At 41.6% G+C, this 20745-nt stretch carries 19 protein-coding genes and 1 pseudogene; 6 read left to right on the top strand and 14 right to left on the bottom strand.

Going from position 1 to position 20745, the window contains the following annotated elements; translation table 11 throughout:
- Positions 1 to 160 precede the first annotated feature (160 nt).
- The 9 genes from GYO_RS23700 to purT form a co-directional block, all read right to left on the bottom strand.
- On the bottom strand, positions 161 to 1498 hold the full coding sequence (locus tag GYO_RS23700; protein WP_014112502.1) for an erythromycin esterase family protein: 1338 nt from the start codon (positions 1496 to 1498) through the stop codon (positions 161 to 163).
- 104 nt (positions 1499 to 1602) lie between these two features.
- Positions 1603 to 1881: a hypothetical protein gene (locus tag GYO_RS23695; protein WP_014112501.1), complete on the bottom strand. Its 279-nt coding sequence runs from the start codon at positions 1879 to 1881 to the stop codon at positions 1603 to 1605.
- Positions 1882 to 1936: 55 nt separating this feature from the next.
- Positions 1937 to 2728 carry a phosphatidylserine decarboxylase gene (locus GYO_RS23690; RefSeq protein WP_014112500.1) on the bottom strand — a complete coding sequence of 264 codons (792 nt, stop codon included), beginning with the start codon at positions 2726 to 2728 and terminating at the stop codon, positions 1937 to 1939.
- On the bottom strand, positions 2721 to 3209 hold the full coding sequence (locus GYO_RS23685) for a DedA family protein (RefSeq protein WP_041520844.1): 489 nt from the start codon (positions 3207 to 3209) through the stop codon (positions 2721 to 2723). Before GYO_RS23685 ends, GYO_RS23690 begins: the two co-directional genes overlap by 8 nt.
- Positions 3200 to 3733: a CDP-diacylglycerol--serine O-phosphatidyltransferase gene (gene pssA, locus GYO_RS23680; protein WP_041520843.1), complete on the bottom strand. Its 534-nt coding sequence runs from the start codon at positions 3731 to 3733 to the stop codon at positions 3200 to 3202. The genes GYO_RS23685 and pssA overlap by 10 nt, the downstream gene beginning before the upstream one ends.
- A 198-nt stretch (positions 3734 to 3931) precedes the next feature.
- Positions 3932 to 4816, bottom strand: a complete 885-nt coding sequence (gene cesB / locus GYO_RS23675; RefSeq protein ID WP_014112498.1) for an enantioselective carboxylesterase CesB — start codon at positions 4814 to 4816, stop codon at positions 3932 to 3934.
- A 172-nt stretch (positions 4817 to 4988) separates the two neighbouring features.
- Positions 4989 to 5387 carry a YbfJ family protein gene (locus GYO_RS23670; protein WP_014112497.1) on the bottom strand — a complete coding sequence of 133 codons (399 nt, stop codon included), beginning with the start codon at positions 5385 to 5387 and terminating at the stop codon, positions 4989 to 4991.
- Positions 5350 to 6288: an extracellular metalloprotease Mpr gene (mpr, locus tag GYO_RS23665; RefSeq protein WP_014112496.1), complete on the bottom strand. Its 939-nt coding sequence runs from the start codon at positions 6286 to 6288 to the stop codon at positions 5350 to 5352. Before mpr ends, GYO_RS23670 begins: the two co-directional genes overlap by 38 nt.
- 142 nt (positions 6289 to 6430) lie before the next feature.
- On the bottom strand, positions 6431 to 7585 hold the full coding sequence (purT, locus tag GYO_RS23660) for a phosphoribosylglycinamide formyltransferase 2 (protein WP_014112495.1): 1155 nt from the start codon (positions 7583 to 7585) through the stop codon (positions 6431 to 6433).
- 1169 nt (positions 7586 to 8754) lie between these two features.
- Between purT and GYO_RS23655 the strand changes: the two genes are divergently transcribed.
- Positions 8755 to 9576: a YdeJ family lipoprotein gene (locus GYO_RS23655; protein ID WP_014112491.1), complete on the top strand. Its 822-nt coding sequence runs from the start codon at positions 8755 to 8757 to the stop codon at positions 9574 to 9576.
- A gap of 108 nt (positions 9577 to 9684) precedes the next feature.
- On the opposite strand, the gene GYO_RS43100 is transcribed toward GYO_RS23655, so the two are convergent.
- From GYO_RS43100 to GYO_RS23635, 3 genes are all read right to left on the bottom strand, one after another.
- Positions 9685 to 11535, bottom strand: a complete 1851-nt coding sequence (locus GYO_RS43100; RefSeq protein WP_052303541.1) for a LysM peptidoglycan-binding domain-containing protein — start codon at positions 11533 to 11535, stop codon at positions 9685 to 9687.
- A 413-nt stretch (positions 11536 to 11948) separates the two neighbouring features.
- Complete coding sequence (locus GYO_RS23640) at positions 11949 to 12194, bottom strand: phage holin (protein ID WP_041520842.1); 246 nt, start codon at positions 12192 to 12194, stop codon at positions 11949 to 11951.
- A gap of 179 nt (positions 12195 to 12373) precedes the next feature.
- A complete protein-coding gene (locus tag GYO_RS23635) occupies positions 12374 to 12805 on the bottom strand; it encodes a hypothetical protein (protein ID WP_014112488.1) in 432 nt (143 codons plus the stop codon).
- Between the two features lie 474 nt (positions 12806 to 13279).
- Here GYO_RS23635 and GYO_RS43865 point away from each other — a divergent pair, with 474 nt between their 5' ends.
- From GYO_RS43865 to GYO_RS23615, 5 genes and pseudogenes are all read left to right on the top strand, one after another.
- Complete coding sequence (locus tag GYO_RS43865; protein ID WP_014112487.1) at positions 13280 to 13420, top strand: hypothetical protein; 141 nt, start codon at positions 13280 to 13282, stop codon at positions 13418 to 13420.
- A 634-nt stretch (positions 13421 to 14054) separates the two neighbouring features.
- Positions 14055 to 14882: an AraC family ligand binding domain-containing protein gene (locus tag GYO_RS23630; RefSeq protein ID WP_014112486.1), complete on the top strand. Its 828-nt coding sequence runs from the start codon at positions 14055 to 14057 to the stop codon at positions 14880 to 14882.
- Positions 14879 to 15798, top strand: a pseudogene (locus tag GYO_RS23625) (DMT family transporter). The gene GYO_RS23630 and the pseudogene GYO_RS23625 overlap by 4 nt, the downstream one beginning before the upstream one ends.
- Positions 15799 to 15871: 73 nt before the next feature.
- Positions 15872 to 18052, top strand: a complete 2181-nt coding sequence (locus GYO_RS23620) for a glycoside hydrolase domain-containing protein (RefSeq protein WP_014112485.1) — start codon at positions 15872 to 15874, stop codon at positions 18050 to 18052.
- Positions 18053 to 18115: 63 nt separating this feature from the next.
- Positions 18116 to 18544: a hypothetical protein gene (locus GYO_RS23615; RefSeq protein WP_014112484.1), complete on the top strand. Its 429-nt coding sequence runs from the start codon at positions 18116 to 18118 to the stop codon at positions 18542 to 18544.
- Positions 18545 to 18575: 31 nt separating this feature from the next.
- Here the strand turns inward: GYO_RS23615 and GYO_RS23610 are convergent, their stop codons facing one another.
- The gene (locus GYO_RS23610; RefSeq protein WP_014112483.1) at positions 18576 to 19829 is read right to left on the bottom strand and encodes an MFS transporter; all 1254 of its coding nucleotides are present in this window, start codon (positions 19827 to 19829) and stop codon (positions 18576 to 18578) included.
- The gene (locus GYO_RS23605) at positions 19826 to 20743 is read right to left on the bottom strand and encodes a bifunctional helix-turn-helix transcriptional regulator/GNAT family N-acetyltransferase (RefSeq protein ID WP_014112482.1); all 918 of its coding nucleotides are present in this window, start codon (positions 20741 to 20743) and stop codon (positions 19826 to 19828) included. The genes GYO_RS23610 and GYO_RS23605 overlap by 4 nt, the downstream gene beginning before the upstream one ends.
- Between the last annotated feature and the right edge of the window lie 2 nt (positions 20744 to 20745).

Here is a 20745-nt window from a genome sequence, read left to right as displayed (position 1 = left end):
AGACTGATAAAAATATCCAAGCTCTTACAAACCCAAGCGGCACAAGGATTTATTAATAACCAACGGTATTTTCCATTAACTTACTAATAAAAGTAGTTATCTGAAAACTATCAAATGATAAGTTGAACTGCCTCCTGTAGTATAACAGGAGGGATGCTGCTCACTTGATAATGACTGATGGCGTGATATGCTCCAGCCAAATGACACCGTCATATTGTTCCTTCAGGATCATCTGCTCTTCCGTAATCCCCCAATAGAGTACTGTCCGCGTGGTGTACATCCACGAAGTGCCTTTCTTGTTTTTTGTATGGAGAAAATCAACAAAGACAGCTGGATGGTTCGCAGCTTTCAGCAAAGCTTCAAGACTTCCAGACGGCGGCGGGCTTGTGACCGGCGTAACGGTCTTATTATCGCTATCGAGACTGGCGCCTGAATATGCATAAATGCCAATCGTATATGTTTGTTCTTTCAGCCGCTCCGGCAAATAATCACCCATGTTAGGGCCGTTTAGCTGTACCCAGTCCTTTATCATTTTGGTATTCTGTTTGCGAAGATGGTAATTGTGGCCCCAGACAATGATCTTCTTTTTCGGATAAAGGGTTTCCGCAACCCACTGAAATTGTTCAGCCATCATGCGGTCTCTCATATAGAATGAAAAATCCTCAATATTATCGGGATAATCCTTTAGTTTTTCTTTCATTTCTTCCAGCATATACGTTTCCATTACGTCAATTCTTAGCTGAAGGGAATGCATAAACATCTCATAAGCTTTCGGCTCTTTCGGAAGGTGTGCTTTTAGCTCTGAAGCATGTGTTTCAGCGAACTTGATCAGCTCCTGATAGTTTTTCACGAGCGTTTCTTTCTTTTGCGCAAATTCATCAAACGTGTTGCTGTTAGTCACCAATGTTGAAAAGTCATTTTCTGATTGGGTGAGCAGCTCTGCTTTTTCAGGGTCCACAGCTTTTACCCATTGGGTTGCAGCATCATTGAATGAATTCTTCATGCTTTGAATATCAAAACCAGTAAGGATAAGCGGATCGCCTTTCTCTTTTTGCTCTTTCATGTAAGCAAACAGCTCAACAACATCTTCTGTGTGCCAAACGGGATAAATGGATTTTTTCATCGTGCTTTTAGAGGTAAGTTGGTCCATATTAAGGTAGGATGCATTTGTATCGGTAAAGCCAGACTCAAAGGCCAATACATCGTATCCCAATTCTTCGTGGAGGTATTTGATCAACCGGACCTTTGTTGCATTGATTTCGCCAGCGCCGTGTGTGGTTTCTCCTAACTGAACGATTCGTTTTCCTTTCAGCACCTTCTTTAGAAAGCGAAGGTCTTTGTTTGAGGCATCGGAAGAATCCAGCGGATGTGCATGTCGTTCAATCCAGCGATTCCAATGTTTTTCTTCAGAAGCAGCTCGGGCGGAGGCTGAAAAAGAAGTAAACACCAGACAGACAATCAGCAGCGGCAGAGCCGTTTTCACTATCATTCGTTTCAATTCTATCTCTCCTTTTCTGCAAAGTTCTCTAGTAGTTACGAGATTGATACAGAAAAAGTTTCCTTTTTTCACCAACAAAAAAAGCTTCTCTATTGAAAGAAGCTTTAGCTGGATCCTCTCATCACCTGATGAAAGTAAAACCGATACGTATTTCGTAAAAATGTTTCAACCGGAAGCTGCACATCCGCTTGGTATTTGCTGATGATGAACGGAAAACGCTCGATTCCTTTCTCGCGCAAATCACTCGCTTGCTCTTCATCTGTTGCCTTTTCTTGCAGAACCGCTTCAACAATTGGCCAGCACGCTTCCCGCACTTGCCGCAGGACGGCTTCATCTCCCGTGTTCTGATAATCTGTGATCCAGCTGATGATTTGTTTCTCCATGAGTTTCACCTTTCTTCAAAAAAAGAGGCGCTGCAGTTTATGCAAGCTCCTCTTTTTATTCTTCGTAACCTATCAGTTCTCCGACTTGGACTTCCTGGCCTTCTGTTAAATTGGCGGACGGCTGGAACGCGTCTTTTTCAAAAATCAAAATGACGGTTGAGCCGAATGAAAAGTATCCAAGCTCCTCGCCGATCTCCAGCTCGTCCCGTGTACTCGTCTGTACGATAGAATTAATATTCATCGCGCCGACAGGAATCATCAGGACATTTCGAGTACCGCCATTCAGCTCGTACACAAACCGGTAATTTTTCGACAGCACATCTTTTCCGTATTTTAACCCTAATTGATTTACTGGATATGAGCGATTTCCAAGCTCGGCCAGCTTTTGATACCTGCAGCTGATCGGAGAATGGAAACGGTGATAATGCCGCGGGCTTAGATACAGCACGATGAAGTATCCGCCGTTGTATTGATGGTCTGCGCTTTTACAGCCGGTCAGCTCAGCGAATGAGTAATCTTTTCCCTTTACCGTAAAGGTTTGATTCGGGTTGATTTTTCCCACTGTCTGAACCACCCCGTCAACAGGGCTGACTACCGCATGAGCCTCTTTTGACACCGGGCGGCGCTCCAGATTAATCTGTCGAATGAACAATTCGGACAGCGAACCGTAATCAGCGGCCGTACCGTCCACATCATCCCAATTCAGCCGAAAATGTTTTGAGAAAAGTGGAATGACCGGTTTGCTGATTTTAGACTCGCAAAATCCTTTAATCAGATAGGATGACAGACGATGATTCGTCAGCTCTATCAATGATCGATACAGAATCTTTACAGCCGTATTAAACATGAATAATCCCTATAACCCTTCCGATTGTAATAAAAATAAAGCACCATAAAAAGGCGCCGATTGCCGCAAACGTAATATACGTTTTTAAGTTCATTTTGCCGATTCCCGAAAAATAACACGTTACATGTCTGACGCCGGGAATGAAATAACCAAATATAAGAGAATATGGGCCGTATTTATTCATCCATTTTTCTACTTTCATCATTCTCTTTTCTTTTAATCCGACCCACTTGCCGTACTTGTCGATAAACGGGCGCCCGGCTTTTCTGCCGATCATGTAGCTGATCAGCATACCTAACAAAGCCCCGACAAAGCTGATCAAAACCGAAAGCTCATAATTCAGTACGTCAGTATGCGTGAAGTAACCAACGACGGTCATCATTACTTCATCTGGAATCGGCAGTCCAACAATCCCTAGAACCAGCATCAAAAAAATAGCGATATAACCGTAATCCGCTATGAGCTGCTGAACTAATTCCATCTCTCAGACTCCAGGTTTTCTGCCGCATGTTTTTTAAAGTGAGGGAATTTTATTTTACTCACCATTAAATATGAAAGTCCGCAAGTGCCGATTGCCAGCAGGATCGGGTTATAGACAAAGCTTAGAATCACGAGACACATGCCCGCAAATGGAATCGGCATTCCGATAAAGGTCGGGAGCTTGCTTTGCTCAATGTTAAATTTAGAGAGGCGAAGCATTCCGCAAATGCTGTACGTCAATGCGCATAAAATCCCGATAAACGGAAGGGCGTATAATGAGACACTGTACGCAAGCATAGAAGGAGCCACACCAAATGTCACCAGATCAGCAAATGAATCCAGTTCTTTTCCCATATCAGAAACGGCATTCAGCTTACGTGCCGCCATCCCGTCAAAGAAATCGAGAAACATGCCGGTAAAAATGAAAAGCACTGCTGAATGGATGTTGTGATATAACAAGGAATGAATCGCCAGCAGTCCGCAAGTAAAGTTTCCTATCGTAATCATACAGGGGATATAATTCACAGTGTAACCAAACCTCCAATTGTAAAACCATCTATCTCATTCGACGATATGGATCGAATAGCGTTACAGGAAAAATTTTCTCTACTAAGCATGATAACATAGAATGCCCCCAAAAAAGCAGCACTCAAATTCTATTATTATACAACATTTGTTACCTTTTGAACAATGAATGCCAATCTTTTCATGTTTCTTACTATATTATTCCCCGCTTAAAAAGGACAAGACGCGTTGATTGACGTACTCTGGCTGCTCCAGAGATAACAGATGTCCGGCGTTCTTCACGATTTCAGCCTGAATTCCCGGCACCAATACTGAAGCCCGTTCTAAAGCCATTTGCTGATGGTACATGACATCGTACTCACCGAACATCAGAAGTATCGGGACCGTTATCGATTTTAATTCCCGGTCTGTGAACACGTACGGAAAGCCATTTTCTGTCGGCTTCAGGCTTCTTTGTTCATCCTGCCATTCCACGCCCGTTACAATTTGTCTTTGCAGCACAGGATGCAGATCATAACGGCTATCGGTAATCCACTTAATATATGCATTAGCTCCTCTTGATCCCGTAAGCCCTGCAGCGTATTTATAGACATCCGGATGAAATGAAATAAATGCTTCAGCGGGACTCATAACAACCGCCCGCTCTACTCTTTCAGGCGCTTGGAGCAAGAAATTCACGATATGGGATCCGCCAAGCGAAAGGCCTGCCAGGTGTGCCGTCTCAAGTCTAAGAGAATCAAAGACGTCTTTCAGCCATTCTGCGCAATCAGCTCTCGTATCCAAAGCAGCTGATGGGATACTTTTATTTTTGTCTCCTATTATATCGACCGCATATGTACGATATTGACTGCTCCACTCCGCGATATTCGGATACCACATAGCAGAGCTGAAGAGGCCCCCGTGAAGCAAAATGAGCGAAGGTGCATCCTTTGGCCCACTTGCAATAATATGTGTTTTTCCAAAACGAGTAGAAACATAGAATGCTTCCGACTCAATCGGCCACAAAGAAAGGCTTTGATCATATGCCTGGTAAAAGCGAAGACCGCTTTCAGCCGCGGCAAGCTGCATCGAATCTTGTGTCATCTTCTTCTTTTTCCTCCGGGTTTGATTGATATAAAATAAAGGATAATGCCCCTTTTGTCTCGTAAGAAAAAATACCTATTTCTTATTATCTCATATTATAAATTTCCAGTATATAGCTTGTCTTCCTGTGAAAATAAAAAAAGGCAATTTCCCATAAAATCAGGAAAACCGCCTATTCTTTGAAAACTAAAGGAATGATCTTATCTTTTTTATCCTCTGTTATTGAGATGTGATGTGTTACTGATGTTTCCCCCTTCGTCAATGCGACTGAGTAGTCACCTTTTTTGCCTGTATCCCATTTGATGTCTCCGTTTTTATCTGTTTTACCGAGTATCTCGCCAATCTCTGTACTCGGCTCCTGGTCTGAGGCCGGTGCTTTGACAATCGTCACTTGAACCGCTTCGACGGGCAGCCCCTTGGCATCCTCCACATGAAGAGTGACAGGAATAGCCGTTTCTTTCTGAGCAGAATGCGTCTGTGAACTGCATCCGCATAAAAACAAAATAGACATGAAAATAGCTAGTTTGCTGTATTTATTGATTTGCCCAATATTGAATATTGTTGAATACATCGTTCGTCACCCTTGTTCCCAAGTTATATGACGATCCCCCGTTCGTGTGAATCGCAATAGCTGTCTGCCCTGTATCACTGTAGTTTCGATACACAGGCGAGCCGCTTTGGCAGCCGTACGTATCGGTTGTATAGGTCAGCTTATACGTTTCAGCAGAGCGAATCGGCTTTGTATCAGACCACATCGTGCCAAATACCTTGTCACACGGGTATCCTGTCACTGACGAGGAAAGGCCCACGGGACTGCTGCTGTTTGTTGTCCTATAGCCGTACCAGCCAACCGTGTTTCCCGGAGAACCGTTTAATTTAACAGCTCCGTAATCATAATTGGTGTTTTTGCTTTCCGTCCATCCTTTGACGGAGTAAAACATCGTGCCTGAATAAGTTCCGTAAGGATATGAGGAATCATTGCGCCCTGGTGCAGCGGTTATCGACGAAGCCCATCCATGATCCTGGCTGTACACACAATGTCCAGCCGTTACGACTGTATTCGGATTGACTAAAAATCCGGTGCATCCATAAGTGCTTGAGGTGTTGGGATACTTGATTGACAGTTGAACAGTTGCTCTGTAAGGAAAAGACGTTGTACTGGAGATTCTGGTGCGTTCATCGGTTCCGATGATACTTGAAGGCTGTAAGGTTTGAATGTTTTTTTCCAGTTCCGTTTGGCCGTAAAGCGATTTACTTGTTTTCCCGGTTCCCTCATAAGGGGCGGAAACCTGTTCTTCTTTTGACGTTTGGTTTTTCGTGGCATCAGCTTCTTTACCGGTATTCGATACAGAAATTTGTGGGTTCTCTGCCGCTTTTGCCGGTACGCCAAAAGATACCGCCGCTGCCAATGCCAAGCACAAAACCGTTAAGTAAGAGAACCATCGTTTTCTGAATGTTGGAACTAATTTCATTTTGTCATCTCCCTCCTTTTGTGTCAACCACCCTAACCGATGGAAGACTTTTACATTATAATCACGTTTCCGATTCTTATGATAAAACTTTTATCGGGAATGAAAAAAACAGGCCTTGTCCAACACAAGGCCCGCTTAAACTCTATTTTATAGATAGCTGATCCAATGCTTTCTTTGCATTCTCTCTCGCTGTTTCAACTGTATCCGCCGCAGAAAGCGCAACCGCCATACGGCGTCCGGCTTTCGTTATCGGTTTACCAAAGACGCGAACTTGTGTCTTTGGAACTTCCAGTGCGTTTTCCAGTCCTCCAACAGTGTAATCCGCTAATTCTTCCGGTGCTTTGAGGGGACGGCTGGCGCCAGGAGAAAGCTGTGTGATTTCTGTAATCGGAAAGCCGAGAATCGCCCGGACATGCAGCGCGAATTCTGACAAATTTTGCGTCACCAGTGTGACAAGGCCCGTATCATGAGGACGAGGAGATACCTCACTGAAATACACTTTATCTTTCGTAAGGAACAGCTCAACGCCAAATAGACCGTATCCGCCAAGCTCATCCGTAATGGCTTTCGCAATATGCTTCGCTTCTTCCATTTGCTGCACTGTCATATCATGCGGCTGCCATGATTCGATATAGTCTCCGTCCTTTTGCACATGACCGATCGGCTCGCAAAATGTCGTGCCATTCACCGCACGTACAGTTAAGAGCGTAATTTCTGATTCGAATGGGATAAACTCCTCAACGATTACGCGTCCGTTTTTCACACGTCCGCCTTCCATCGCCGTCTCCCAGCAGCTCTCTAAATCCGCTTCAGAGCGGCATACGCTTTGGCCTTTTCCAGATGAACTCATTAAAGGTTTAACGACACAAGGAAAGCCAATCTGAGCTGCCGCTTGTACAAATTCATCATATGTATTCGCAAATTCATAGCCAGCCGTCGCAAGTCCGAGCGTTTCTGCCGCCAGCCGTCTGATGCCTTCCCGATCCATCGTCAGCTTCGCCGCACGCGCATTCGGGATGACGTGAAACCCTTCCTCTTCAAGCTTCAGCAATTCATCTGTCGCAATCGCCTCAACCTCAGGCACAATCAAATCCGGCTTTTCTTTCTCAATGATGGTTCTGATCTGCTCGCGGTCCAGCATATCAACGACATAACTGTTATGCGCGACCTGCATCGCCGGAGCATGCTCGTAACTGTCAACTGCCACCGTCTGTACCCCAAGACGCTGGGCTTCAATCACTACCTCTTTTCCTAACTCACCTGAACCTAACAACAAAACCTTCTTTGATTGATACATCTTTGCCCCTCCTATCTGTTTCCCAACCATTATAACTGAAATATTTGAAAAATAAATTTTTATTAAAAAAGACAAAATAAGAATTTCTTATTTTGTCTCATCCCTTGAAGATTCTAATACATCAATTGCCGTAGCGACATCTGCTTACAAAAAAGACCTCATCAAACATAACGAGGGAGCCAACATGTCCATAACCGCTAATAATGACAATATGCTCTTCAACATGAATCTCCATCCTTTACTGCAAATCATCCGCCAATCGCATAAGCATTGAAGAACCGCGCTTTACCTGTAAACCCCGATTCTGTTAGCAGTTCCTCCATTTGAAGCCAGCAAAAAAGGCGCTCCGCTTTTTCCAACTGACCTGCTATGTGTTTTAAACATACTTGACATCATTTCCTTTAACCGCCTGCCCAGCATTGGCTAATCGCCCTGCGTGAATAGCAAAGTATAAACGAAGATATACTGCCTAAAACCGATTATCGCAGTCAGCACGAAAGCACGAACAAATAAAACGGCGATTACAATCCACGGACAGCCCTATCTCTCCTCGAAAGCAAGCCGGCTAGAATTGGTGAACGTCAGCACACACAGCAGTACATGGAGGTAAGGATGAATGTTCTATCCGACTCCCTGCTTAAGATTTTTTGTTGCTTCCAAAGACCAAAAAATCCCCTTTCAGACGTTTTTAAAGGATTTATACTTAATTACAGAAGACTGTTTTAATAAGCAGTAATCAAGTAATTAAATGATAGAAATTTGTCAGCGGGATTTAAACAAATGCAAACTATGCATTATAGAGAGTTTTAAGCATATAAACCTTCACTCAATTTTTTATTTTCAGGTACACAGAAACGGCAATGGAGCTACTTCAACATGATATGGTAGGCCAAAAGGAAAATACCCCAATAAGAGTTAAATGAAAAAAGTCTCGAATGGTGATTTATAAGTATCAAACATAGAAAGGTAAAGGCACCCATTTAAATAACAGCTAGAGGCTATTTGTAGCCAACTAACTTAACGACTATTGTTATTTTTTATTTAATAATGGAGGTTATTAGGTCATTATACCCAGTATCAAACCCTAAAGTATACTCTTTTAGGTTTGATGATACTTGACATGTTTTTCCTATATGGTATGTTGTTGGTTGAAGGAGAGGATTGAGATAATGAAGAAACTTAGAAAGATTTTTTATTGTAATGTTATCCTACTGCTGCTCATCTTAATGCTCGTTGGATGTACGGGTAGTAAGAAAGAAGAAACAAACAATCCTTCAGATAATGAATCTACTTTACAATCTGAAGAAAATAATGATGAGACTGAAGATAGCAACCAAATAGGCAAGAATGAATCGGAGTCAACAGGAGCAAAAGAATCTGTAACAAAAGATTCAGATGAAAATTCTTCAAAAGAATCTGTAACAAAGGGTTCAGAGAAAAATTCTTCAAAAGAACCTGTAACAAAAGGTGCGGATGAAAATTCTACTAAAGAGTCTGTAACAAAAGACTCGGATAAAAATTCTTCAAAAGAATCCTCAACGGAGGAATCGAATGAAACCTCTGAAGGGAGACATGAGACAAAAGGCGAAAGTGACAATATACTGGCAGAATACTCTTCTGAAAAAGTCGAATATGCCCGAGTTTGGCTGCAACTTGGAGCAAACCAGAAGATAGATGAATTAAATGTTCGACATATTTCGGCTGGTGAACCAATAAATCCTAACGATGATAAGAGTGCCAGCTATCCAGAAGATGTTATCCAGTTAGCAGGTTCTCGATTAGTGGATGGATCAGTAACTTATAGTGGCAATGGGGATGGTACGATTAATGTATACAATGTTCCTTTACGCTGGGATTCCTCTGATAATTTAGATCAAGGCGTAATGAAGAAAGTGACTGAGAATATTATTAAAAATACAAAAAAAGTGTACGTTGATACAGGCGACGATAAAAAAATTAAGCGACTTATTGACATAATGGTTATTCATTAATCGGAATCGCTACTAATGAAATCAAAATGCCAAACATTTCTCAAAAGAAGGGGCAGTTCATCAATACATTGAACAGCCCCTCTGTTAAGTCCTATTTTATACTATTAATTAGAATACTTTAATACATCTGTTATAATACATTCTACGATCTTCTAATCCATTGTAACCGCCATTAACTCTTCGTGTTACTGCTTCAACTGATGGATTAGTGTCACACAATGCATTCATATTGTTTGAATGCCACCAAAATCCAGCACTACTCCATGGATAATTATCAGCTACATAATCAACACCTAGACTTATAACTTTAGGATCACCAATTGCATTGGAGAATCGTGAGTAGTTATAACGCCCTGTTAATTGAATATAACCTGCTCCTTTATATTTTGGCCCATCACCTGGTTGAGTATTACCTAAATCTTTGCGTCCCTCATACGCTCTGCCAGATGCTAATTCTTTTCTCCATCGACCAGCTCCGGATTCATGACTACACTGGCTAATAAAATGGCAAAGTCTCGATCTAGTTGTAATGTTGTATCTTTCTAAGCAACTATTCAAATCTTCCAACATAGCTTTTGAAATAAACGAGCTTGACCATCCGATTTGATTTAACTGGCTCTCGGTTACATAAGATACAGATTTACCACCATCTCCTTTATCTGGAGTCGAACCATTATCTTTAGTCTCATCGTCGCTACCATTATCATAAACTTTTAATATTTGACCAACTTGAATTTTATCTGGGTTGCTAATGTTATTCAGTGATTGGATCTCTGACAATGTCATCCCAAAGCGTTGAGCGATACTTCCTAAATAGTCACCAGATTTAACAGTATAAGTGGTTGTTTTACGTGAGGAACCACCACTATCAGAATCATTTCCACTAGTGTAAACTTTCAATACTTGACCAACTTGAATTTTATCTGGGTTGCTAATGTTATTCAGTGATTGGATCTCTGACAATGTCATCCCAAAGCGTTGGGCAATACTTCCCAAATTGTCACCAGATTTAACAGTATAAGTGGTTGTTTTACGTGAGGAACCACCACTATCAGAATCATTTCCACTAGTGTAAACTTTCAATACTTGACCAACCTGAATTTTATCTGGGTTGCTAATGTTATTCAGTGATTGGATCTCTGACAATGTCATCCCAAAGCGTTGGGCAATACTTCCCAAATTGTCACCAGATTTAACAGTATAAGTGGTTGTTTTTCGTGTGGAACCACCACTATCAGAATCATTTCCACTAGTGTAAACTTTCAATACTTGACCAACCTGAATTTTATCTGGGTTGCTAATGTTATTCAGTGATTGAATCTCTGACAATGTCATCCCAAAGCGTTGGGCAATACTTCCCAAATTGTCACCAGATTTAATAGTATAAGTGGTCGTTTTTCGTGTGGAACCACCACTACCAGAATTGCTACTAGCGTAAACTTTCAATACTTGACCAACTTGAATTTTATCTGGGTTGCTAATGTTATTCAGTGATTGGATCTCTGACAATGTCATCCCAAAGCGTTGGGCAATACTTCCCAAATTGTCACCAGATTTAACAGTATAAGTGGTTGTTTTACGTGAGGAACCACCACTATCAGAATCATTTCCACTAGTGTAAACTTTCAATACTTGACCAACCTGAATTTTATCTGGGTTGCTAATGTTATTCAGTGATTGGATCTCTGACAATGTCATCCCAAAGCGTTGGGCAATACTTCCCAAATTGTCACCAGATTTAATAGTATAAGTCATCGTTTTTCGCGTGGAGCCACCACTACCAGAATCATTGCTACTAGCGTAAACTTTCAATACTTGACCAACTTGAATTTTATCTGGGTTGCTAATGTTATTCAGTGATTGGATCTCTGACAATGTCATCCCAAAGCGTTGGGCAATACTTCCCAAATTGTCACCAGATTTAACAGTATAAGTAGTTGTAGAATATGTTGTTGCCATAATAAACCTCCAATTTTTTATTTGTCCCCATGAGGAAGAGTACATAATTATCTTAAAACTAAAATGAGGTTTGAGAGTACTCATTAAGTAAGCTAAAAATCCTATAAAAATAAAAAAAAGAACCTAAAAAGTATTTGACCTTGGGTTCTTAGGCACAGGTTAAAAAAGCAGTATGCTCTAATTGACTTTTGTGTTCCTTCTCATTCATTTTATGAAGTTCATACCTTTAGATAGATAATAGACTTACTCTCTTTGGTAGGCTCTGTCAAAGATGATGTGTATTCCTTACCAATGGGCAGTAATAATATTTTGGAAACCCAGTCTTTAAATCCTCAGTTTTGTATTTTTTCTGTACCTCATTCTAGGTAATAAATAAAAAGCTCCCCTATTTAGGAGAGCTTCAGATCTTATGATTATTTTTTTTTGACTTTAGTTAAATTCTTCTCCTCCAATAATTGTTTTTGTGAGTGCCCTTTTTTTGTAACATAATTGTTTTTATACCATGCTACCAATGCTGCTACTGTGGTGAATACCACGGATACGAATTGTTCCAATTGTTCATTGTCTAGAGGAAGAGGTGACTTGTTATATATTGTAAGCAGTTGGTTTATAAGTGCTATGATCAAGACGAACGTTCTAACAAATGTCCCTTTATCCATCATCAAATCTCCTTTATTATGAAATCTATCGCTATTAGTTTTCGAGCTATATTTTTAAAAGTAATAATAGATTACTTTAAAGAAAAAGGTAGAAGTATTTTTTTATATTTAGTTATACTTCTATCTTCAACTTCAAAGACTTTATGTACAAATCTGGTTTCGCACAACCCTATCAAGTTTTACATGTAAACAACGCTTCCTAAGCTGATCAATAATTTATCCATTACCTGGTTACGTATTACAAACAGGGCTTTATCACTATAACCGATCTCTAGCGCACTTTTTTCGATAGTCCAATTCTTGAAATACCGGTATTGAACGAATTTGTACTCTAGTTCTGTTAATTCTGATAATGAAATATCGATTGAATCTTTAACAAGTTTGATATGCTGTAACTCGCTGGCGAGTTTATCTACAGATTCCTGAAACTCACAGTCATCATCGACGCTTTCTTTAAAGATTTCCAAATTATCATTTGTAGCTATGAATTCAAGCTGTTTACTTAGATTAAGGATGGCAACTTTGTAATTATTGTAGTTCTTTAAGTGCTTCTCGATATTCTTCACTAGTTTTTTTCTTTTAGATTTACTAATTTCTTGAAGTGTATACATATGCAATCACCTTTCTTTTCCTAGAAAAATCGAACATGAGTTCCATATTTTGATTAATTGTACCCGAAAATATGTGGTGTAAAAAACAAGGAATTTTTGTTAAAAGAAACCTACTTTCATCCTTTCATTTGTTTTTAGATTTATCCCTATATACCTATTTTAATTGTAAAAAATTCTTTCATCTCTAATATTTGTAACCTCTTTCTGGCTGAAAACTCTAAAAATAATCCAAATGTTTATTTCTCATAAACAAAAGACCTAATAGAATTGGAAAAAGCTTATAAAGGCTTTCACGAGTCTTAATCTATTACATCAGGACTTTTTATTTATAGTGCGTCGAACAGCCTGCACTCACTCCTTATGAAAACTGAAAACTCGGTTACTATCCGGACTTTCGACAAACCGTTGAAGAGGAAAAACAGTAATCAAACATACGGAACTTTTCTAGTTCATCTCTTTCTAAGGGCAAAAATCATGAATGAATATATACTTCTTCTAGAAGTCAATTTTGCTGAATTGATTAATATTGCTGACACAAATGATCTCATGGACTTTAATAGCAGAAGAGTAAGAAAAAGAGAAAAAGACGGTGGCTCATTCAAAATGGACGATTGACATAGTAACAAAAGTCATCCTGTCAGCCAAGGTAGGGTAAGGTATTAGAGACACGGGCGCTTACTGATAATATGCCTACGACGCGGCAGTGATTTTGTAGAAAAGGGGCATCAATTGACTTACTGACTTTCTAAAGGATTTAATCGGGTTTCCTAGCGGCTGGTGGCTAGCAGCAAATGTGAACGACTAATATCTTGTCCTCCGTGACATAGTGCGTTCACAACAAATTTGAATCATTCATCATTAAAACCTTCTTGGAAATTTGTGTTGATTTCCTTCTTTACCAGATGCTTAAAATACAGAGTTATAACGCCGTAGGTGAAATCAATGCACATAAGAGAATATTTTATGACCTCCTGTTTTCTTCTAACCGTTGACAGAATTCGTTCTCATAGAAATACAGTTTAAATTTTAAAGCCCTGTTGAGTTGGAAGAATCCAGATGCCCGCCTATTAGCGGCGCAATATGGCTACGTTGACATTAGTTGAGATGGACATCACAAGCCCTACTGATGGAAAAGAAAGCAGACCAGTAAAGGTCTGCTTTCTCTTTTCCAAACAGCAACATCATACAAGAAATCCCCAAAAATCATGCTACACTTAACCCAAGACACCACACCGACAGGAGGCATCCCATGCAAAACGAAACCCGAACACTGCAGCTTGATCCGCACCTTAATATAGAAGCCTACCGTTTCAAAGGGATTATGCAAAAATTCCCGAATCACTTTCACGATTATTATGTGATTGGCTTTATTGAAAAAGGACAGCGGTATCTGGCCTGTCAGGATCAAGAATATATCATCAATCCAGGTGATCTTCTCCTCTTTAACCCCCGTGACACGCATAGCTGTGAGCAGATTGACGGGCGGACGCTTGATTATCGGTGTATCAATGTGATGCCGGATGTCATGGAGAAGGCGGTGAAAGAGATTACTGGTGCCGGGCATCTCCCATATTTCTCCCAGCATGTGTTATTCCGCCACGAGCTGACAACCAGCCTGCAGGAATTGCATATTTTGATATCCAAGGAAAAACAGGCTTTGCGCAAAGAGGAGCTGTTTCTTCATCTTCTTGAAGAGCTGATCCGCCATTATTCTGACGTCACATTCCTCAGCAGCATTCCCGAACCGTCCGACGAAGTCAAAATGGTTTGCGAATTTTTAGAAGAGCATTATACCGAGAACGTTACGCTCAACGATTTGAGTGAACTAACAGGCTGGAGCAAGTATCATTTATTGCGTTCATTTACAAAACAAAAAGGAATTACGCCTAATAGCTACCTGGAGACAATCCGGATTAATCAAGCGAAAAAACTCCTGGAACAAGGGGTTAGACCAATTGATGCGGCATTTCAGACAGGATTCAGCGATCAGAGCCATATGACGAAGTTTTTCAAACGGCAGGTGGGGCTGACGCCGAAGCAATACATGAAGATTTTTGAAAAGGAGCTTCAAAGATGAGCATACAAAGAGAAACTTCCGGGCATATCGCAGCCATTGTGACCATTCTGATTTGGGGGACGACCTTTATTTCGACAAAGGTTCTTCTGGCTGACTTCACTCCAATGGAAATATTATTTTATCGGTTTTTGATGGGCTTTATTGCGCTTATTCTCGTACGCCCCAAAATAATTCCGTTCAAAAATTGGCGGCAGGAGCTGTTATTTGCCGGGGCAGGTTTATTTGGCGTAACCTTATACTTTCTATTAGAAAATATAGCTCTCACCTATACATATGCATCCAATGTCGGCATGATCGTATCCGTTATTCCGATGATCACTGCGGTGCTGGCCCATTTTCTGCTTGAAGGCGAAAAACTGCGGCTGACTTTTTTCATTGGATTTGGGCAGCACTGATCGGGCTTTTATTGATTACGTTCAACGGCAATGTCGTACTGCGTCTGAATCCGTTCGGAGACATCATGGCAGTCGGGGCCGCTCTCGTGTTCGGAGGCTACTCGATTTTCATGAAAAAATTAAGCGCTTACGATTATCACATCATCGAGCTGACACAGAGAGTGTTTTTATACGGTTTGTTGTTTATGGTTCCCCCTTTATTTTTGTTCGACTTCCATTTTGACCTGAGCCGATTTTCATCCGCTTCAAATGTACTCAACATGCTCTTCCTCGGCATCGGTGCTTCCGCCCTGTGTTTCGCAACATGGAATTACTCAGTCGGTGTGCTCGGTGCCGTAAAATCTAGCGCGTATATTTACATGGTCCCGGTCATCACAATCACAGCTTCCATCCTGATCCTGCACGAAAACATGACATGGATCGCTCTTCTAGGAGGTACACTTACGCTTTTAGGGCTCTACATTTCAGAGCTGAAACCGAAAGCGAAGCTGATGGAGAACGGAAGTACTATGGATGCTTAACGGCATCCATTTTTTATTTTGTCCTACGTTTGCCACCTATAAATGAACGCGATCTAATAAAGGAGGAATCAAAATGGTTGATGAAATGGTCTTAATCACACAGCAATGGCTGAACGAAACGTACAGCGGAAAGCATGGGTATAACCCAGTAGAAGAGAGCGGGAAAACTGGGTGGGATACGATCTACGGTCTGACTCGGGCTCTTCAAATTGAACTGGGTATCTCAGAACCAGCTGATAACTTCGGGCCGACAACACAGCGCTTATTTAAGCCTCTTAAACGCCAAGCTCCAGATTCAGAACCAAGCAACATGAATTTTATTTTACAGGGAGCTTTATGGTGCAAAGGCTTTAATCCCGGCGGTTTTACAGGCGTCTTTTATGAAAAAACAGAAAATGCGGTGAAGGAATTTCAGAAAGCTGCCGGACTGACAACACAGGATGGGATAGTCACCACGTTGATTATGAAAGCCTTATTGGACATGAGCGCTTTTAAGCTGGTGTCTGGGGGCGATTCAAGAATCCGCCAGATTCAACAAAACTTAAACCGGGACTACAATGACTACATCGGGTTAATGCCTTGTGACGGACTATATGGCCGCGATACAAACAAAGCTCTTATTTATGCCCTACAAAAAGAAGAAGGCATGAGCACAAGTGTTGCCAATGGATTTTTCGGAAACGGCACAACAAGTTTATGCCCTACTTTAACTCCCGGCGATTCAAGAACAGGCTTTGTTTTAATTGTTCAGTACGCCCTTTATTGCAACGGAAAATCATTCAACCCTGGTGAGTTTGACGGCAAATATGGTGTCGGTGTTGTTTCAGCCATTAAAGCATTTCAAGAGTTCATGTGCCTGCCGCAAACAGGTTATGCAGATATGCCGACCATTAAAGCTTTATTATCAAGCTCAGGAGACACAGCACGCGCCGCTTCAGCTTGTGACACTGCAACAATTATAACGGCAGAAAAAGCTCAAACACTGCGGAATAGCGGTTATAAAACGGTTGGCAGATATTTGACCGGAAATGTGCGGACAAGCAATGGCCTCACATCAAAAGCCCTGACATCTAAAGAACTTGCAGTTATTCTTGATGCCGGATTAAAGGTCTTTCCAATTTATCAAGACGGCGGTTATGAATCTTCTTATTTTGTAAAAGACCAAGGCACAAGAGATGCATACAGTGCTGCTTCAGCGGCTCGAAGATTAGGATTCCCGTCAGGCACGACCATTTATTTTGCCGTCGACTTTGATGCATACGATTATGAAGTAACCGATAAAATCATCCCTTATTTTCAAGAGATCAAGTCAGCGTTTACAAAAATGCAGACATTTTCAACCGCACCTAAATATGAAATTGGAGTTTACGGACCCAGAAACATTTGTATCCGTACTTCAGAAGCAGGACTGACAAAATATAGTTTTGTGGCAAATATGTCAACTGGATTTAGCGGCAATCTCGGCTATCCGATGCCAAACAACTGGGCCTTTGATCAATTTTATGAAGGAACAATCGGAAGCGGCTCTGGAAGCATCGGGATTGATAAAGACGGCTTTTCAGGAAGAGACTCAGGCGTAAGCCACGTGAATCCGCCGTCTGATCCGGTATATGATGCAAGACTGCGTACACTGACAGACATTTTATCTACCATTCCGGCTTTAGAAAATCTATCAAATCTTGCAAACGCGATGTTTGAATTTGATACGACAGAAACCATTTTTACATCACCTGAGTTGGATATCATTCTATCCACTTCACTACTGGCAACCATACCAAGTGAAGGATCACCAAATACGATTACCATTACAAATGGTAAACCAGGTGCCTATATCACAGGTTTATTGGGCGACACACAAACGTCTCTCACTGCGTCACAAATCGACTCTTATCAAAACCTACTAAACAGTCTTAGCTTATCAGTGCGCAATGGATATTTGGAGATTTATATTAATCCAACTGCTGAATCGTTAAACATTCAAATTAAAATCTATACCCCTGATATTCCAGTAGGTGACAGTACTACAACTGGACTTACGACTACGATTACGTTTAAAATAAAACAGAAGCACTTTACTTTACCAGATACTGAGGAAGTATACTCACCGAATTGGGATACTATTGTCAACAACATGGTTGTGGCAGGTACAGGTATCTTGATTGTTGCTGGTATTGGTGCATTAGTATTAACGGTAGGCCCTGAAATGGGAGCTGCTGCAGTACTCTTCCGTACATTTTTAGCACTTTTTAAATAATATTGTTTCTCCATGAGTCCTTTAGGGATTCATGGAGTTCTTCTAAAAAAGGGGGGATACTGTATGAAAAGTAATATACATAAGTATCAGGAGATCACAAAAAAAATAGAAACCGACTTGTACCCTATCAGTCAAAACGACAATGATTTACTTTCTTACCTAATGAAACAAGACTCTTTCACACTCAACCAAATGAAAGTGTGTTTAATTGAACCACAGCTCACATTCAAACACACTGTCAAAATCGTATTTACAGTGACATTAATAACGTTATATATTTATTTTTTCAGTTCTCATTATAATGATTTAATAGAGATGGGTGTACAAATGTTTTTTGTGTTAATTGGCCTTATCTGGGTATTTGGTGTTTTCCCATTTTCAAGAAAAGTTCAAATTTCTGAGCGCTTCAAACAAAAATCAGAAAACGCCCGCATTGTCGGAATGATTGACTTCGTATTAGAACAAAAATACAAAAAAAGCATCTCTGAATAATCCCGAAATCAGAGATGCTCAATCTCTGCCCTCATCCCTTCTCTATCACAGCCACACTGTCACGCGTGGCCGCTGCGGGCTCCCTCAGCAACACATTCATCACACTCGCCAGCACGAGCATTCCAATCGACACATAAAAAGCCATTGTATACTCACCCGTTACAGTATAGATGACGCCAGGCACATACGCGCCGAGTGCCGATCCGATTTGATGGGCAAGCGACAGCCAGCCGATCATGAGGCCGATCGAGTAGTTTTGAAAGTACTGGGTAGCGAGCATTTGAGTCGGCGCTACCGTGGCGAAGTCCACTAATCCAAACAGAATCGCAAAGGCTAAAAGCAAGTAGGGCTCGTGGCTGTAAATCAGAATCACGATCGACAGCGCGCGTACCGCATATAAAAAGCACAGGATTTTCCGGCTGCTCCACCGGTCCGCTACAATTCCAGACAGTAAGATGCCAGCGATATTAAAGCCGGCAAGCAGACTGACAGCGGCACTTGTGACTGTCGTTGAAAAGCCGTGATCGTGAGAAAAGGGAATCAAATGGGTATCCATCAGCCCCACGGTCGTAAATCCGCAGATCAAAAACGGCAAAATCAAAAACCAGAATTGCCTCATCCGAAACATTCCGGTCACTGAAAGAGCAGTTGTATTAGGCGCTGTTTCTTTTTCCACAGCAGCCAGCCCGCCGATCGGCTCTGCATTCTTTTCTGAAGGATTGTTCCGCAGCATCAGCAGTGCAGCTGGAAAGACAATCACGATTAACAGCAAGCCCAACACCACCACCGTCAGCTTCCAGCTAAACCAATGGATCAGCATGAGTGAGCCGGGAACGAGAAGCATTTGCCCAGCCCCAAAGCCTGCTTCCATGATTCCAAAGGCTAGTCCCCTCTTTTTGCTAAACCAATTGACAACCAACACACTTGCTGCCACATTCGATGCTCCGCCCACTCCAAGCGAGACGCCCAGCCCGTAAAGCAGAAACAGCTGCCAAGGCGAGGTGACAAAGCATGTTAAGAAAATGCTGACCCCTGTCAGTAACGAACTCCATGACAAAACAGCCCGAGCACCCCATTTGTCCACAAGCCGCCCAATCACAGGCTGTGATATGCCGTAGACAATAAAGCTTATCGTTGAAATCAGCGAGATGGTGCCTCTATCCATTGAAAACTGCCGTTCCCATGGCTCCACAAATGCACCAAACGACAGGCGCACCCCCTGAACGGCCAATAAGATCAAAAAGGTGATGGAAACGATGATCCAAGCATAGTGCAGTCTTTTCATGACAACTCCAGATCCCACCGTTCTTCTGTCAGACGCTGTCCCCATAATGGCGCTTCTTTTTTCACTTCACTTACCCTGAATCCAAATTTTTCGTAGAGCGGACGGGCCTCAGCCATGGTGCTCACCGTCCAAAGAAAAATGCGTTCAAATCTCATGTCCCGGCAGTATGCAACCAGATGCTCCAGCAATTGAGTGCCGAGCCCCCTTCCTCGAAAAGCGGCATCAACAAGAAACCATCTGAGCTGCACTGTCTTTTCATCATGTTTGACCAACCCGACAGAGCCGGCAAATTTCCCTCCGCTTTCTGCAATCCATATTTTTTCGATTTCAGCATCAAATGTCTCATGAAGATAAGCTAAAAACGTGTCGTCCCAGCCATGAGCCTCCTCATAAAAGTGTCTCTGTTTTTCAATGAGAAGCTGAAGATCATCCGAAAGAAAATAATCTCTAATCGATATGTCTGACGTTCTGGAAGAAAGCGACTGTGAAAGGATCGCCTCAATTTCTGCCATCGCCTCCGCAAGCTTGTGCTGATCCTTTTGGTCAATTTCCTTCAGCATCAGTTCTACTTGTTCGTTGGCTTTCTCCTCCAGCTTTTTATAAATCGTTTTCCCCGTTTCCGTGACATAAATATAGTGGTGGCGAGCGTCATCTTTGCTCTTCTGTTTATAGATCAAATCTTCTTTTTCAAACTGCTTCAAAATCCTGCTGACATATCCCCGATCAAGCCCTAGCTTATCCTGAAGGGCTTTTGCCGTACAATTAGGCGTATTATAAATTTCAAATAAGATCCGTGTTTCCGTTAAGGAAAACGGGCTGTCGTAAATGTGCTCATTAAGGAAACCAAGGACATTCGTGTAAAATCGATTGAACTTTCTGAATTTTAATCCGACAGTTGATTCACTGGTTTTCAAAC

Source organism: Bacillus spizizenii TU-B-10, assembly GCF_000227465.1.
Classification (GTDB): domain Bacteria; phylum Bacillota; class Bacilli; order Bacillales; family Bacillaceae; genus Bacillus; species Bacillus spizizenii.
Note: the sequence above shows the minus strand (reverse complement) of the source record. Positions and strands in the feature narration are given on the sequence as shown.